Source organism: Psychrobacter sp. P11G5, assembly GCF_001593305.1.
Lineage (GTDB): Bacteria > Pseudomonadota > Gammaproteobacteria > Pseudomonadales > Moraxellaceae > Psychrobacter.
The window spans coordinates 2,438,044-2,453,103 of sequence record NZ_CP012533.1; the positions used below are offsets into that span (position 1 = coordinate 2,438,044).

The window sequence follows — 15,060 nt, forward strand, 5'->3', positions numbered from 1 at the left end:
AGGTGAACAAAATGGCTTATCAACATACTGTAGGACAGAAAACCTACCAATTTGAGAGTTTAAAGGTGTTACTTGCCAAAGCATCGCCACGACGCTCAGGTGATGATTTGGCTGGGGTTGCAGCCTCTGATGCCACTGAACGTGTAGCAGCACAAATGGCTTTAGCGGATTGTTTATTAATCGACTTTTTGGATGATATTACTATCCCCTATGAAGACGATGAAGTAACTCGGCTGATTATGGCACAACATGATAAACAAGCCTTCGCTAAAATATCTAGCTTTACCGTTGGTGATTTAAGAAACTGGCTATTAGGAGAATCTGCTACAAGGGATGAAATAGCCCAATTAAAATATGCCTTTACCCCAGAGATGGTAGCTGCCGTTAGCAAAATAATGCGCGTACAAGACCTAATTTTAGTAGCAAAGAAATGCCAAGTCGTTACTAAGTTTCGTAACACTATCGGTCTTGATGGTTGCTTATCTACGCGCTTACAGCCCAATCACCCTACTGATGACATGCTGGGCATTTCTGCCAGTATTATCGATGGCTTGATGTATGGCAACGGGGACGCTGTGATTGGCATCAATCCCGCCACTGACAATCTACAAAATTTATCAGAATTACTAAAGCTGCTAGACCATGTGATATCTGAATATCAAATTCCCACTCAATCTTGTGTATTAACTCACATAACCTCCGCTATCCAATTGATTGAGAAAAAAGTACCCGTTGATTTAGTCTTTCAGTCAATTACCGGCAGCGAAAAAGCCAATACTAGCTTTGGTATAGATTTAGCGCTATTAAGAGAAGGCTATGAAGCGGGGATCAGCCTAAATCGTGGTACGGTCGGGCAAAATGTTATGTACTTTGAAACTGGACAAGGCAGTGCGCTGTCAAGCAATGCACACTTCGATGTCGATCAACAAACGCTTGAAGCAAGGGCTTATGCAGTGGCTAGAGAATTTAACCCACTGTTAGTAAATACGGTCGTTGGATTTATTGGTCCTGAATATCTGTTTGACGGCAAACAAATCATTCGCGCCGGCTTAGAGGATCACTTCTGTGGCAAGCTGCTTGGCGTACCTATGGGCTGTGATATTTGCTATACCAATCACGCCGATGCCGATCAAGATGATATGGATACCTTACTGACCTTGCTTGCGACGGCTGGAATCAACTTTATTATGGGTATTCCAGGCTCCGATGATGTCATGCTCAATTATCAAACCACCTCATTCCATGATGCACTCTATGCTAGGCAGCTGCTTGGATTGACTCCTGCTCCTGAGTTTGCGCATTGGCTCAGTGAAAACGGCATTTATACTCAAACGCAAAACAGTATTCAGTGGTCAGACAAGCCATCCTCTCTACTTTCTGGCATTATATAACCCTATAATAGTGATTAAAATAAATCTATAAAGTTACGCAATACCGAATCATAAAGGAGAATGCTATGTCTATGAATGATTCGCAAGTTAAGCAGTCGATTATTGACGAAGACAAACCCGAAACGAGTCAACGATCTGAATTGGTTCATCTAGATCCTTGGCAGAAGTTAAAAGAATATACAGATTCTAGAATCGCTTTAGGACGAGTTGGCTGTAGTATTCCTACCAAAGCTTTATTAAAGTTTCAGCTTGATCACGCTGAAGCCAAAGATGCGGTATTACAAGATTTGGATATCGAACGCTTGGTTGATGATTTGTCTACACAATGCCATCTTATTTTTAAAGATATGGACACAGAGGCTGCGACAGAAAATTTAGAAAAAAGTGACGAACAATCTCTAGAGCAATCAGATGAGGTTTGGGAGCTATTCAAAGTGATGAGTCAGGCAGAAAACAAATCTGACTATCTTAAACGTCCAGATTGGGGAAGGCTATTAAACAGTGACTCCTCTGAAAAACTAGAGCACTTTTTAGAACAATCTGGTACAGATAAATCTTATGATGTCATCATCGTGATGGGAGATGGTCTATCGGCACGAGCGCTAGAAGAAAATGGGCCCAAGCTTGTAGCAGAGCTTATTCCGTTATTCAAAGAGCAAGGCTGGAGCATCGCGCCCTTGGTCATTGCTACTGGCAGCCGTGTGGCTTTAGGCGATAAAGTTGCTGAACGTCTCAATGCCAAAATGCTGGTAATGCTTATTGGTGAGCGGCCCGGTCTTAGCTCCCCTGACAGTTTAGGTATTTATTACACTTGGGACGCGCATGCTGAAAGCCATGATGCCATGCGCAACTGTATCTCTAATGTGCGAGCTGCTGGACTGCCTGTCAAAATGGCAGCAAATCGACTATTAGCGCTAATGAAAAAATCTTGTGAACTTAAATTATCTGGTGTTGATTTAAAAGATGAGCAAGAGCTACCAACCCTAGATCAAAGTCAGCCAGCGATAAAACTGCTATAAAATAAATTGCATAAATTATTGTCATGACAAGGAGTCCGACATGAAACTTGAAGCTACAGAATCCTGTAAAGAATTAATCGAACTACTAAAATCTAAGCACGGTGACCTGATGTTCCATCAATCTGGCGGCTGCTGCGATGGCAGCTCACCGATGTGTTATCCGTTAGGTGAGTTTAAAGTTGGCGGTCAAGATGTGTTGATCGGTGAGCTGGCTGGCTGTCCATTTTATATGGGTAAAGCACAATATAAACTATGGCAGCATACCGATCTAACTATCGATGTGGTAGACGGTCGCGGTGCTAGTTTTTCACTTGAGATACCAGAGGGCAAACGCTTTATCGTGCGCTCAGAAATATGTGAAGTATAGGCAAATCATTTTAAAAGACATATATCACAGCTCAAAATAACAGACATATTCCATCTCGAAAATCTATTTCGTTAACCTGACTCATCAAACCTTCCTTTCCTTAAAGGCGTATTGACCAATCGATACGCCTTAGTCATTTTTATTTATTTATTCTGATAAAATAATAGTTATTGTAATGGACGACCAATGTTTAATTGGCATGGACGCTACAAGGAATAAGAAATGGAATTTGATACAAAGTTTGATTACGTCATCGTTGGTGGCGGTTCAGCGGGCTGCGTACTTGCCAGCCGACTTACGGAAAACCCAGACATTAGTGTTTGCTTGTTAGAGTATGGCGGTGATGGTAAAGACCTGACTATTCGCGTACCTGCTGGGCTTATTCTTCTCGTCCCTGGCAAACCGCTCAAGTTAAACAACTGGTGCTTTCATACCATCCCTCAAACTCATTTAAATAACCGTCGCGGCTTTCAACCTCGCGGACAGTGTTTGGGTGGCTCATCCGCTATTAATGCCATGATTTATACGCGCGGCAGTGCTCTAGATTATGAGCGCTGGGTAGAACAAGGTTGTACTGGATGGGGATTCGATGATGTCTTGCCTTATTTTATCAAGGCCGAAAATAACGTCCATGGTGGCGATGATCTGCATGGCGATAGCGGGCCGCTCCATGTCAGCGACTTACTTAGCCCACGTGATATCTCAAAAGCATTTGTAGAAGCAGGTGTTGCCAATGGACTGGCTCACAATCAAGACTTCAACGGAACAAAACAAGACGGCGTAGGCCTGTACCAAGTCACTCATTTTCATGGTGAAAAACAAGGTCAACGCTGCTCTGCCGCTGCCGCCTATCTACACCCAGTCGAAAGCCGACCTAACCTTACTATTGTTACTCACGCTCAAGCTAACCGTGTCTTAATCGAAGATAGTCAAGCGGTGGGCATCGTCTACGAAAAAGATAGTGTTGAACATACCGTTATGGCTCGTCATGAAGTCATTTTATCAGGTGGCGCTTTTGGCTCACCTAAAGTACTCATGCTATCGGGTATTGGTCCAGCCGAGCATTTGCAAGCGCATGGTATTGATGTTGTAGTAGATTCACCAGAAGTGGGCGGCAACTTACAAGATCATTTGGATGTGGTGTTTGACTACGAGGTCAATACCACCGATGTATTTGGAGTCGGCATGGCTGGTGGTAGAAACTTCTTCAAAGCTCTTTCACAATGGAGAAAGGATGGCACAGGTCTGCTGTCCACCAATTATGCTGAAGCTGGTGCTTTCTTTAGTGTTGGCGATGACCCGCAAGAATGGCCAAATACTCAGCTACACTTTGTGATATCTCGAGTAGTCAATCACGGCCGCGATATCAAACTTGGCTACGCTATCTCATGTCATGCTTGCTACCTGCGTCCTGAAAGTCGCGGTACTGTCCGCCTTGATTCTGCCAATCCTTCTGATCCAGTGTTGATTGATCCAAACTATCTCTCTCATCCCAAAGATGTGGAGTACATGGTTGCAGGAGCAGAACGTACCCGAGCAATCATGCAAGAAGCGCCAATCGCCAAATATATCACCGAAGACTACCCTGCTCCTTATCTCGAAAAAGACGGCATGCTTGGCTATATTAAAAATAGATCTGATACCATCTATCATCCTGTTGGTACCTGCCGAATGGGCTCAGATGACAGCTCCGTAGTGGATTTGGAATTGAAAGTGCGCGGTGTAAGCGGATTACGGGTAATCGATGCGTCAATCATGCCAACTTTAATCAGCGGCAATACCAATGCGCCAACTATTATGATCGCTGAGAAGTTAGCCGATATGATTAAAGCCAAACATGATCATGTCAAATCAGTTTCATCCTAAATCACCGAAATTTAATGGCTGAAAGTTAAAGGCTATATCACTAGCTCTGATATGTATCATATTACGAAGAGAGTAGTTAAATAGCTCTCTTCATTCAGTCACTTCCACTTAATTAACAACGTTAAGACGTGATATTTTTGTTGAATTTAGTTTACAGATATCTTGCGTTGTAGCCATTTAACAGAGTATATTCAAACGACTTATTTATATTTGTATTTTTTGCAGACTTGATTCAGAGTGGGTAAAACATGACTACTGTTCTGCATTGCATATTAAAGATACTATATTAATAAATACTTTAAAGGGAATTAAGAGCTTGCCAATTGTGTTCATGGTTCGAACACGGATCTGTATATTTATTGGCAATGACTTATCGTTTACATAGGATGTAACAATGCAAAAAACACTCTTCAAACTTACGATGTTGGCTACGGTTGTCTTGAGTATAAGCGCTTGTAGCAGCGACAACAAAACCACTAATGATTCTGCTGCCAGCTCAGACGCCAAAGCGGCTAAAACATTACTTTACTGCTCAGAAGGCAGCCCCGCTGGTTTCGATCCAGCACAATACACTTCTGGTACTGACTTTGATGCCAGCGCCTACCCCATCTATAACGGCTTGGTGGAATTTAAAAGAGCGGGTACTGAGATTCAACCAGGGCTAGCTGAAAGCTGGGATATTAGTGAAGATGGCAAGACTTATACCTTTAATCTACGTAAAGGGGTCAAATTTGGTAAAACAGACTACTTTACCCCAACCCGCGACTTTAACGCTGATGACGTCGTCTTTACGCTAGAACGTATCACCAACCCAGACTTTGAATTTAATAAAGCTTATCCTGCTGAGTTCCCATATTCGGTCGGCATGGGATTGCCTGATATCATCTCTGATATCGAAAAGGTCGACGACTATACGGTAAAAATCACCCTCAGCGAAACCAACGCGCCGTTTTTACAGAACCTAGCAATGGCCTTTGCTTATATTAATTCTGCTGAATATGCAGACCAATTAATGGCTGCGGATAATGCCGCTGATATTAATACCAAACCTGTTGGTACCGGACCTTTCGTCTTTACCTCCTATCAAAAAGACGCGCAAATTCGTTATACCAAAAATCCAGACTATTGGAACAAAGACGATATTCATATCGACAATCTAGTTTTCGTCATCACCAAAGACTCAGCAGTTCGCGCCCAAAAAGTTCAAGCCGGCGAATGCCATGTGTCAGCCTATCCAAAACCTGCCGAAATTAATTCTGTCAAAAAATCTGGTAAAGCCACAGTCCTTGATCAGCCTGGCTTCAACGTCGGCTATGTAGGCTACAATGTCGAAAAACCTAAGCTTGATGATCTTAAAGTCCGTCAAGCGTTAGATATGGCCATTAATAAAGACGCTATTATCAATGCGGTCTATCAGAGTGAAGGGCTTAAAGCGACCAATCCAATGCCGCCAACGCAGTGGGGTTACGACGAGTCGCTTAAAGATGCCCCTTATGACGTTGAGAAAGCAAAAGCGCTTATGAAAGAAGCCGGTGCTGACAATCTTGAAATCGACCTATGGTATATGCCTGTTCAACGACCATATAACCCTAATGCCAAGCTGATGGCTGAGATGCTACAAGCTGATTGGGCGAAGATTGGCGTCGATACCAAGCTTGTCACTTATGAGTGGGGCGAGTACCTGAATCGCGCTGCTAAAGGTGAGCACGATGTTATTCTAGCTGGCTGGACCGGTGACAATGGGGACCCAGATAACTGGCTTGGTACGTTATTATCTTGTGATGCTGTCGGTGGTAACAACTATTCACGCTGGTGTAATAAGGACTTTGACAGTTTAGTGACCAATGCCCGGCAAATTACCAATCAAGATGATCGCGTCAGTGATTATGTACAAGCTCAGCAGATATTCAAAGAGCAACTGCCTTGGACAACGATGGCACATTCGGTGGTAACAGTATTCACGGCACCAAACGTTGTCGATTATAAAATTAGTCCACTAGGTTCAATACGCTTTGATGGTGTGAAGGTTGAATAACCTTGGCTAATTAAGTCCGGTACGACATGCACTGTTATTTAATTTGTATTCGGCTGGATCAGACTCTCTGCTCCAGCCGTATTTGTATGAGTTAAGCGCTTTGCTAAACACATTGCCAAACATATTGTCACGGACAGTCTCAGCACTGCTAATACGCTAATCATCGATCTATAACTATTGACCCTCAACTATTGAGCAGCCCATGCTACTGTATATTCTGCGTCGAATTGCTATTCTAATTCCCGTCTATCTTGGCCTAACACTGTCGACCTTTACCCTAATTCGTCTCGTACCTGGAGATGCCGTCGAGATTATGATGGGTGAGCGTATGGTCGATCCAGAGCTACATGCCCGTGCACTAGAAAGACTTGGATTAGACAAACCACTCATCGTCCAATATTGGGATTACTTAACCGGTATCTTGACCGGTGATTTTGGACAATCCTTTCGTACACGTACCCCAGTGTTACAAGACTTCTTTGCCCATTTTGTACCAACCTTAGAGCTGGCTGTATGCGCCATTGTCATTGCCAGTGTCATTGGTGTTAGCTTAGGTATCTTTGCTGCGCTGCGACGTGGTACTTGGATTGATTACACCTTAATGTCAGGAGCGCTGGCAGGATACTCTATGCCCATATATCTATTAGGTCCTATCCTAACCGGTATATTCGCCCACTATTTAGGCCTGTTACCAGTCGCTGGGGTGATATCTGTCGCGCAGTTTTTAGATGTTAAGCCCTTATATGGCTCGTGGTTATTGGGTTCTCTGACGTCAGGAGAACCTGGCGCATTTTGGGATGTGGTAAAGCACTTTATCTTACCTTCTATTGCTTTATCGACTATTCCATTAGCGATGATCGCGCGGATGACACGCTCTGCAATGCTAGAGGTGTTAGATGAGGACTATGTGCGTACAGCACGAGCCAAAGGCTTATCGCCACGCCGAGTGATAATGATACACGTTATGCGCAATGCTTTGATTACAGTAGTCACTGTCGTTGGTTTGCAGATGGCGACCTTGCTTGCTGGCGCTATTATCACTGAGACTATCTTTAGTTGGCCGGGCGTTGGTAATTGGCTACTCGATGGCTTTTTTACTCGTGATTATCCTATTGTACAAAACGGTATCTTACTGGTAGCCACAGCCTTGATTTTGGTTAGTTTATTTATCGATATTTTGTATGGTCTTATCAATCCGCGTATTCGACATACTTCTTAATTTAACATTGATAAATAATTATATTACAAATAGTGACGACTAGCGCTTGCATGGTTTAGAGCAATTTTTAGCAAATTCTTAGTAATTTTTTAGGAATAGGACTCTAAACACTGTCGAAGCGCTAGCCACTACAGGAATTGCTCATGAAGCCTTCTGTTCTCCCCTCTGATATCAATCTGGCAGCTACACCGCCCTCGTCTTGGCAGCTATTTCTATCGACGTTCTGCCGAAATAAAGGCGCCGTGCTTGGCTTTATTGTACTGGCGTTGATGGTCATTATTGCCATACTTGCGCCCGCTATTGCGCCTCATGACCCTTATGAATTGTTCACCGGCCAAGAGCAACTGCCACCAGCGTTTCTGAGTGGTGGCGATACTATGTTTTGGCTCGGCACTGACGATGCAGGTCGAGATACTTTATCTCGGGTGATGTATGGCGCGCGTTATTCATTGTTTATTGGTCTAAGTGCCACTACCCTCGCTATGTTGGTCGGTGTTTCATTAGGACTTAGCGCCGCGTTTTGGCCAAAGGTTTGGGGTAAAGCGGTGATGCTAGTCAATGATATTTTAATGTCCTATCCTAGCTTGCTGTTGGCTATCATTATTGCGGCTATCCTAGGCCCTTCTATGACCAACACTATTATTACGATTGCTTTGGTCTGTACCCCGCCTTTTATTCGCCTGACACGTGCCACCGCAATGGTAGAGCTACAACGTGAGTATTTTGTTGCCTCACAAGTGATGGGTGCTGGCGTATTCCGCTTATTGTTCGTGACCATTCTACCCAACTGTATGGCCCCGCTCATCGTACAAGCGACGATGATTTTCTCCTCTGCAATTTTAGAAGCAGGTGCGATTGGTTTCCTAGGCTTCGGTGTACAACCGCCAGATGCTGAATGGGGTGCAATGTTAGGTACAGCGCGTCAATATATTCAAAGTAATGTTTGGCTAGCTATTTGGCCGGGTGTCGCTATCTTCTTAGCTGCCTTATCAATTAACTTAACTGGTGATGGCCTACGCGACGCTCTAGATCCTAAATTGAAGCAGGTAACCTAATGACTGAAATTTTAAACAATGCTTCTGTAGTAAATTCAGCGCGTCCATCGGTAAATAACACACCGTTATTATTAGATATCAAAAATCTCTCGGTAACCTTTGGTGAAGGGGCGCGTGCTTTTCGCGCAGTAGATGATGTGTCGTTAACGATTAGGCAAGGCGAAGTTGTGGCAGTCGTCGGTGAATCTGGTTCAGGAAAGTCCGTCACTATGATGGCCTTAATGGGACTGTTGCCGCCTTCTGCGACAGTTCGTGCTAAGCGAGTAATGTTTGATAATAAAGACATGCTGAGTATGCGAGCCAAAGAAAAACGCGGCATTATTGGTAAAGATATCTCGATGATTTTTCAAAATGCGATGTCTTGTCTAAATCCAAGCTTTACGGTTGAGATGCAATTGGGTGAAGTACTGCGCAAACATCTTGGCTTACGGGGTTCAGCGGTCCAGACACGTATCTTAGAGCTGCTTGAATTGGTTGAGATGCCTGACGCCAGAAACCGTCTCAAAGTCTATCCGCATCAGCTGTCAGGCGGTATGAGCCAGCGGGTCATGATTGCGATGGCGATTGCTTGCGAGCCAAAACTACTTATCGCCGATGAACCAACCACCGCTCTTGATGTCACGGTGCAAGCGCAAATCATGGACTTGCTCAGCCGACTACAACGTGAAAAACAAATGGCAATGGTGCTTATCACTCACGATCTGGGTTTAGTCGCGCAAAACTCACGCGATGTCGTCGTCATGTATGCCGGACAAGTGGTTGAAACCAGCACTGTACCAGAGATTTTCCAAAACCCTGCTCACCCTTATACCGAAGCATTGCTACAAGCAATTCCTGAGCTAGCTATCGGTCAAGATAGACTCAATAGCTTGCCGGGTGTCGTACCCAGTCAATATGATCGCCCAAGCGGTTGCTTATTGTCTCCGCGTTGTCCGTATAAAGAGCCAGCTTGTGAAGTACCACCGCCCATTTTAGACACGCCTAATGGCAGCGTGCGCTGCATTCACTCAGACCTATCAAATTTACCTTCTCGCACTTCTATCGCTAACACTGCTACTGTGGAGTCCCAGTTATGAGTAATAAAGTGGTCTTAAAAGCAGTGAATCTACACAAGCATTACCCAGTATCGCAAGGTTTGGGCAAGCCTAAAGCTTATGTTAAAGCCTTAAACGGTATCTCGTTCGAGCTTGAAGCTGGTAAGACGCTTGCGGTCGTTGGTGAGTCAGGCTGCGGTAAATCGACTCTCGCCCGCCAGCTAACGCTCATCGAACAGCCTACTGACGGTGAGCTTTTCATTAACGATGAAGCGACGACTGGCTACAGCCGAAAAGCATTAAAAGATTTGCGTACCGAGATTCAGATGGTATTCCAAAACCCTTATGGTAGCCTTAACCCGCGTCATACTATTGGTTATCAATTGACTGAACCGTTAGATATTCATACCAAGTTATCAAAGGAAGAAAAGCGCAGCAAAATTAATGAGATGATGAGACATGTGGGTCTGCGTCCCGAACACGCTGGCCGTTATCCGCATATGTTTTCAGGTGGACAGCGTCAACGGATTGCCCTCGCCCGCGCTATGATGCTCAACCCAAAGATTGTGGTCGCCGATGAGCCTACCTCCGCGCTCGATGTCTCGATTCAAGCGCAAGTTTTGAATTTATTCATGGACTTGCAAGACGAATACCATACCGCTTACGTCTTTATCTCACACAACCTATCAGTAGTACGCCATGTCGCTGATGATGTAATGGTGATGTACTTAGGTCAGGCGGTCGAACACGGGCCTAAAGAAGCCATTTATAATGCCCCAAAACATCCTTACACCATTGCTTTATTAGCAGCGGCACCGACTGTGACTGGCCATAAAAATGACTTAACCTTACATGGTGAGCTTCCAAGTCCACTTAACCCACCAACTGGCTGCGCGCTGCATAAACGCTGTCCTTATGCCAAACCTAAATGTAGTGAAATAGAGCCGGAGCTGCGAGAGTGGGAAGGTCGATTGGTGTCTTGTTTACGGTTGGAAGAGATTTATGGGTAAAGTAGCTATGGGTTGATCACATCTAATTAACGTTCACCACACCGCGACATTTAGGAAACTGACTACAACCATAAAACGCCTGCTCTGCGCGCGCGCCTTTTTTTGCCACACGTTTAATCATCTCACTATGACATCTTGGGCAAGCGGGAGCATTATCAGAAACGATCGACGCTTCAACTTGCTCAATAATACAAGGCTCTTTAGTAGAAGATTCCTTGATTTTAGGCTCTGATTCCAAAACCTCAAATGGCGTGATAAAAAAAGAATCATCATTATTCAGTTGAGAGCTAAGCTGCACATTGCTAGATGGCACAATAGGTGAATTAGGCTGTTCAACTTCCGTTTGACCAGACCATCGGAGTACTTCTCTGCTTTTAACAGCAGTTTTTATTTCTGGTGCAGCTTTAGCTTTAGCAACTAATTTATTTTTTGGCTTATCGGTTGGCTGCTTATTTGGATTGTTATGTTTATCTTTTAGATAGGCTTTATGCTGACTGTTAGTTTTCCAAGATTTGCTAAATCTATTACTTTCAATTTGCTCAACGATAGATTTAACCTCTGCTTCGGTTAATAATTTATCCTGCTTTTTCTTAACATAAGACGCCATCCCATTAGTCAAGACATGCTCTGGCAGCTCATCACGAGTCTTAAGCTCGCACTCACCGATAAACGCAATCATCGAATGGAAATAACTCGTATCTAATTCTAATAAATTAGCTAGCGTTTTAATATGTAGATAATTCTGCCGTAGTGGATTCTGAAACTTATATTTGCGTCCATTTGGGAAGGCTTGTGTCCACTGTCTTTGATTTTCGCTACCATATATCCAGCCTTTATAATTCTTGGTTTCGATGACGAAAATGCCATACACGGAGACGATGACATGGTCAATTTGGGTGCTACCGCCATTAGACAGCGGCAAAGTGACATTGTTCAGGCGATGATAGATCTCTTTATCAAGCTTTAGCAACATAGCTACATTGATGACGGTTTCACCTAGGAAGCCTTTAAAGGTGGACTTTAGGGACATAGCTTTTCTTTTTAATACGTGGATAGAAGTCTAGGAGGTATATATGCGATGAATAGAGCAAATATAAAAAATGTACGTTTAATTTTTGCAGCGCAAACTGAATTATTCGTTGCTTAGAAATTAGGTATATTTTGGAATACATTCCTTTATATTATTATAAAAGCTATCATAAATCTCTTCAAAATATTTTTGTCTTTGTTCAAGTTTGTCTAGATTTTTTTCATTAGCGTTCATTTCGTGAAGTCGCTGAGCGACACATAAATCCAATCCTGCTTGTAGAAAAGCCTTACATTCACCTTCAAGTTCAGAAAAATATAGTATTGTTAATATCTCAATTTTTCCACCTTCTCTAGAAAAATTACTAAGATCGAAGCTTTTACTATCTTTACCTTGAAAACGCTTAGCTTCGTTCTCTTTTACAAGCGTAGCAAAATCTGCAAGCTTAAAAACTAGCTCCTCAAACTTATCTCTAAGAAAAGCTCGCCGCTCTTTTTTTCGGTCAAAATATTGAGTAATGAAAATACCGCACAAGCCTAAGAATCCAATAATAAAGGCTGCTATCACTCCTTCACTTAGACCTATTTGATGTAACCATGTTGTATGTGTTGTTAGTTTTATATCTTCCATTTATTTCATCCGAATTTCAGCATCATAAAATCAGAAACTGCAACTCCTATCTAATTATATTATAGAAAATAGATGCGATGGTTTTTACTATATTCTAACACCAAAATAAAGTCTAGCCGCATTAAGAATGCTAAATGATGATCCATATTTTATTGGAGTTATTTTGTTAGTATATAGTTATTTAAAATAACTACTAAAACCCATCACGTAAAAAAAGAGCCACCAGATTTCTCTCGTAGCTCTTTTTTTGATTACTAACTAAGTCAGGTTTATTACACCAAACTATTTACCGCTTCAACTACCGCTTCTGTAGTGATACCAAACTCTTTATACAAGTCGCTGGCAGGCGCTGATTCGCCATAAGTGGTCATGCCGATGACTTTGCCATCAAGGCCAACGAACTTATACCAGTAGTCTACATGAGCCGCTTCGACAGCGACGCGGGCGCGGATATTGGTAGGCAATACCGCTTCACGGTAGCTGGCGTCTTGCTCCATAAAGATTTCAGCACATGGCATAGAGACCACACGGACGCCAACGCCATTTTCGCTAAGCGTCTCGTACGCTTCCATCGCTAAGCCAACTTCTGAACCCGTTGCAATGATGATGGCTTTTAGCTCGCCTTGTTCCTTCGCTAGCACATAACCACCTTTAGTGATATTAGCGACTTGCTCACTGTCACGTGCTTGATGCGGTAAGCTTTGACGGCTAAAGATAAGTGCAGATGGATTGTTTTCTGACTTAATCGCTTCTACCCAAGCCGTAGCAGATTCGGTCGCATCACAAGGACGCCATGTACGTAGATTTGGCGTGGTGCGTAGGCTAGTCAGTTGCTCAACTGGCTGATGCGTTGGGCCATCTTCACCCAGACCAATAGAGTCATGCGTATAAACATGGATGATACGTTGCTTCATCAATGCGCCCATACGCACAGCGTTACGCGCGTATTCCATGAACATCAGGAAGGTCGCCACGTAAGGGATAAAGCCACCGTGTAGCGCGATACCATTGGCAATCGCGGTCATACCGAACTCGCGCACGCCATAGTAAATATAGTTGCCATCAGCGTCAGTTTCGATGCCTTTAGCACCTTTAAATAGTGTGAGGTTTGAGCCAGCTAGATCCGCTGAACCGCCCAACAATTCTGGTAATAATGGCTGCAAAGTATTAATCGCATTTTGACTGGCTTTACGACTGGCAACATCACCGCCCTGCTCTTGGGTTTGTTGGATATAGTCTTGCGCTTGCTTGTCAAAGTCCGCTGGCAACTCACCATTTAAGCGGCGTAGTAGCTCGCTTGCCAATTCTGGATAAGCCTTTTTATAAGCTTCAAAGTCCGCATCCCAGTTCTTTTGTTGCACATCACCTTTAGCTTTGGCATCCCACGCTTCATAAATTTCATCATCTAATTCAAACGGTGCATGCTTCCAAGATAACGCATCACGAGTCAAGGCGATTTCGTCATCACCAAGTGGTGCACCATGGCTGGCTGCTAAGCCTTGCTTGTTCGGACTACCAGCGCCGATAGTGGTTTTGCAGATGATTAAGCTTGGTTTAGTGGTCTCAGCAATCGCTTTCTCAGTTGCTTGAGTGATAGCATCGGTATCATGACCATCGACTTTGATAACTTGCCAGCCATACGCTTCAAAGCGCGCTTGCGTATCATCAGTGAACCAGCCTTCAACATTACCATCGATTGATATGCCATTGTCATCATAGAAGAATACTAACTTGCCAAGCGATAACGTGCCAGCCAGTGAACAAACTTCATGGCTGATACCTTCCATCAAGCAGCCATCACCCAAGAACGCATAAGTATGGTGGTCAACGATGTTATGTCCGTCACGATTAAACTGTGCCGCTAGCGTCTTCTCAGCGATAGCAAAACCAACCGCATTCGCGATGCCCTGACCTAGTGGACCAGTCGTGGTTTCAATACCTGGTGTATAACCAAGCTCAGGATGACCTGGGGTCTTTGAATGTAGCTGACGGAAGCCTTTTAGGTCATCGACGCTGACATCATAGCCTGATAAATGGAGTAACGAGTAAATAAGCATCGAGCCATGGCCGTTCGATAACACAAAGCGGTCACGGTTGTGCCATTGCGGATCGGCAGGATTATGTTTTAAAAATTTGCGCCACAGAACTTCAGCAATATCAGCCATGCCCATCGGCGCGCCTGGATGTCCAGAGTTGGCTTTTTGAACCGCATCAAATGAGAGCACACGGATGGCATTGGCTAATTTACGTTCGTTAATTGGGGTGGGCATAGAGTGTCCTAATATTCGAATGAGAAGTATGGAAGATAAGAGGAAAATCGATTGAACAGTAAAATAAAAGCGCGATAAACGCACTTAAAAATAAGGTGATTAATTAAGGGGCAATATTAACATATTTGCCATGAGCC

The 15,060-nt window shown here is 43.7% G+C and carries 12 protein-coding genes; 9 read left to right on the plus strand and 3 right to left on the minus strand.

Annotated elements, in window-relative coordinates; all coding sequences use genetic code 11:
- Positions 1-11: 11 nt before the first annotated feature.
- The 9 genes from AK825_RS09810 to AK825_RS09850 all read left to right on the plus strand — a co-directional run bounded on the left by AK825_RS09810 (position 12) and on the right by AK825_RS09850 (position 10,996).
- Positions 12-1,391 carry an ethanolamine ammonia-lyase subunit EutB gene (locus tag AK825_RS09810; protein WP_068036763.1) on the plus strand — a complete coding sequence of 460 codons (1,380 nt, stop codon included), beginning with the start codon at positions 12-14 and terminating at the stop codon, positions 1,389-1,391.
- 65 nt (positions 1,392-1,456) lie between these two features.
- Positions 1,457-2,410 carry an ethanolamine ammonia-lyase subunit EutC gene (gene eutC / locus AK825_RS09815; RefSeq protein WP_227514050.1) on the plus strand — a complete coding sequence of 318 codons (954 nt, stop codon included), beginning with the start codon at positions 1,457-1,459 and terminating at the stop codon, positions 2,408-2,410.
- A gap of 40 nt (positions 2,411-2,450) precedes the next feature.
- The gene (locus tag AK825_RS09820; RefSeq protein ID WP_068036766.1) at positions 2,451-2,777 is read left to right on the plus strand and encodes a DUF779 domain-containing protein; all 327 of its coding nucleotides are present in this window, start codon (positions 2,451-2,453) and stop codon (positions 2,775-2,777) included.
- A 222-nt stretch (positions 2,778-2,999) separates the two neighbouring features.
- Positions 3,000-4,643 (plus strand): GMC family oxidoreductase N-terminal domain-containing protein, encoded by a 1,644-nt coding sequence (locus AK825_RS09825; RefSeq protein WP_068036770.1) that lies wholly within the window; start codon positions 3,000-3,002, stop codon positions 4,641-4,643.
- 394 nt (positions 4,644-5,037) lie between these two features.
- A complete protein-coding gene (locus AK825_RS09830) occupies positions 5,038-6,678 on the plus strand; it encodes an ABC transporter substrate-binding protein (protein ID WP_068036773.1) in 1,641 nt (546 codons plus the stop codon).
- 202 nt (positions 6,679-6,880) lie between these two features.
- A complete protein-coding gene (locus tag AK825_RS09835) occupies positions 6,881-7,897 on the plus strand; it encodes an ABC transporter permease subunit (protein WP_068036776.1) in 1,017 nt (338 codons plus the stop codon).
- A 143-nt stretch (positions 7,898-8,040) separates the two neighbouring features.
- Positions 8,041-8,952 carry an ABC transporter permease subunit gene (locus AK825_RS09840; protein ID WP_068036777.1) on the plus strand — a complete coding sequence of 304 codons (912 nt, stop codon included), beginning with the start codon at positions 8,041-8,043 and terminating at the stop codon, positions 8,950-8,952.
- The gene (locus AK825_RS09845; protein WP_082787227.1) at positions 8,952-10,028 is read left to right on the plus strand and encodes an ABC transporter ATP-binding protein; all 1,077 of its coding nucleotides are present in this window, start codon (positions 8,952-8,954) and stop codon (positions 10,026-10,028) included. Before AK825_RS09840 ends, AK825_RS09845 begins: the two co-directional genes overlap by 1 nt.
- Positions 10,025-10,996 (plus strand): peptide ABC transporter ATP-binding protein, encoded by a 972-nt coding sequence (locus AK825_RS09850; protein ID WP_068036780.1) that lies wholly within the window; start codon positions 10,025-10,027, stop codon positions 10,994-10,996. Before AK825_RS09845 ends, AK825_RS09850 begins: the two co-directional genes overlap by 4 nt.
- Before the next feature lie 22 nt (positions 10,997-11,018).
- Here AK825_RS09850 and AK825_RS09855 read toward each other — a convergent pair whose 3' ends face one another.
- From AK825_RS09855 to tkt, 3 genes are all read right to left on the minus strand, one after another.
- Positions 11,019-12,026, minus strand: coding sequence for an NERD domain-containing protein (locus tag AK825_RS09855; RefSeq protein WP_068036782.1), 1,008 nt, complete (start codon positions 12,024-12,026; stop codon positions 11,019-11,021).
- Positions 12,027-12,146: 120 nt separating this feature from the next.
- On the minus strand, positions 12,147-12,653 hold the full coding sequence (locus tag AK825_RS09860; protein WP_068036783.1) for a hypothetical protein: 507 nt from the start codon (positions 12,651-12,653) through the stop codon (positions 12,147-12,149).
- Between the two features lie 272 nt (positions 12,654-12,925).
- Positions 12,926-14,923, minus strand: coding sequence for a transketolase (tkt, locus tag AK825_RS09865; protein ID WP_068036784.1), 1,998 nt, complete (start codon positions 14,921-14,923; stop codon positions 12,926-12,928).
- Between the last annotated feature and the right edge of the window lie 137 nt (positions 14,924-15,060).

What these genes read in the sequence shown, in the direction of transcription:
- AK825_RS09810 (WP_068036763.1), top strand. Translation starts at nt 12, where the DNA reads ATGGCTTATCAACATACTGTAGGACAGAAAACCTACCAATTTGAGAGT.
- eutC (WP_227514050.1), top strand. Translation starts at nt 1,457, where the DNA reads ATGTCTATGAATGATTCGCAAGTTAAGCAGTCGATTATTGACGAAGAC.
- AK825_RS09820 (WP_068036766.1), top strand. Translation starts at nt 2,451, where the DNA reads ATGAAACTTGAAGCTACAGAATCCTGTAAAGAATTAATCGAACTACTA.
- AK825_RS09825 (WP_068036770.1), top strand. Translation starts at nt 3,000, where the DNA reads ATGGAATTTGATACAAAGTTTGATTACGTCATCGTTGGTGGCGGTTCA.
- AK825_RS09830 (WP_068036773.1), top strand. Translation starts at nt 5,038, where the DNA reads ATGCAAAAAACACTCTTCAAACTTACGATGTTGGCTACGGTTGTCTTG.
- AK825_RS09835 (WP_068036776.1), top strand. Translation starts at nt 6,881, where the DNA reads ATGCTACTGTATATTCTGCGTCGAATTGCTATTCTAATTCCCGTCTAT.
- AK825_RS09840 (WP_068036777.1), top strand. Translation starts at nt 8,041, where the DNA reads ATGAAGCCTTCTGTTCTCCCCTCTGATATCAATCTGGCAGCTACACCG.
- AK825_RS09845 (WP_082787227.1), top strand. Translation starts at nt 8,952, where the DNA reads ATGACTGAAATTTTAAACAATGCTTCTGTAGTAAATTCAGCGCGTCCA.
- AK825_RS09850 (WP_068036780.1), top strand. Translation starts at nt 10,025, where the DNA reads ATGAGTAATAAAGTGGTCTTAAAAGCAGTGAATCTACACAAGCATTAC.
- AK825_RS09855 (WP_068036782.1), bottom strand. Translation starts at nt 12,026, where the DNA reads ATGTCCCTAAAGTCCACCTTTAAAGGCTTCCTAGGTGAAACCGTCATC.
- AK825_RS09860 (WP_068036783.1), bottom strand. Translation starts at nt 12,653, where the DNA reads ATGGAAGATATAAAACTAACAACACATACAACATGGTTACATCAAATA.
- tkt (WP_068036784.1), bottom strand. Translation starts at nt 14,923, where the DNA reads ATGCCCACCCCAATTAACGAACGTAAATTAGCCAATGCCATCCGTGTG.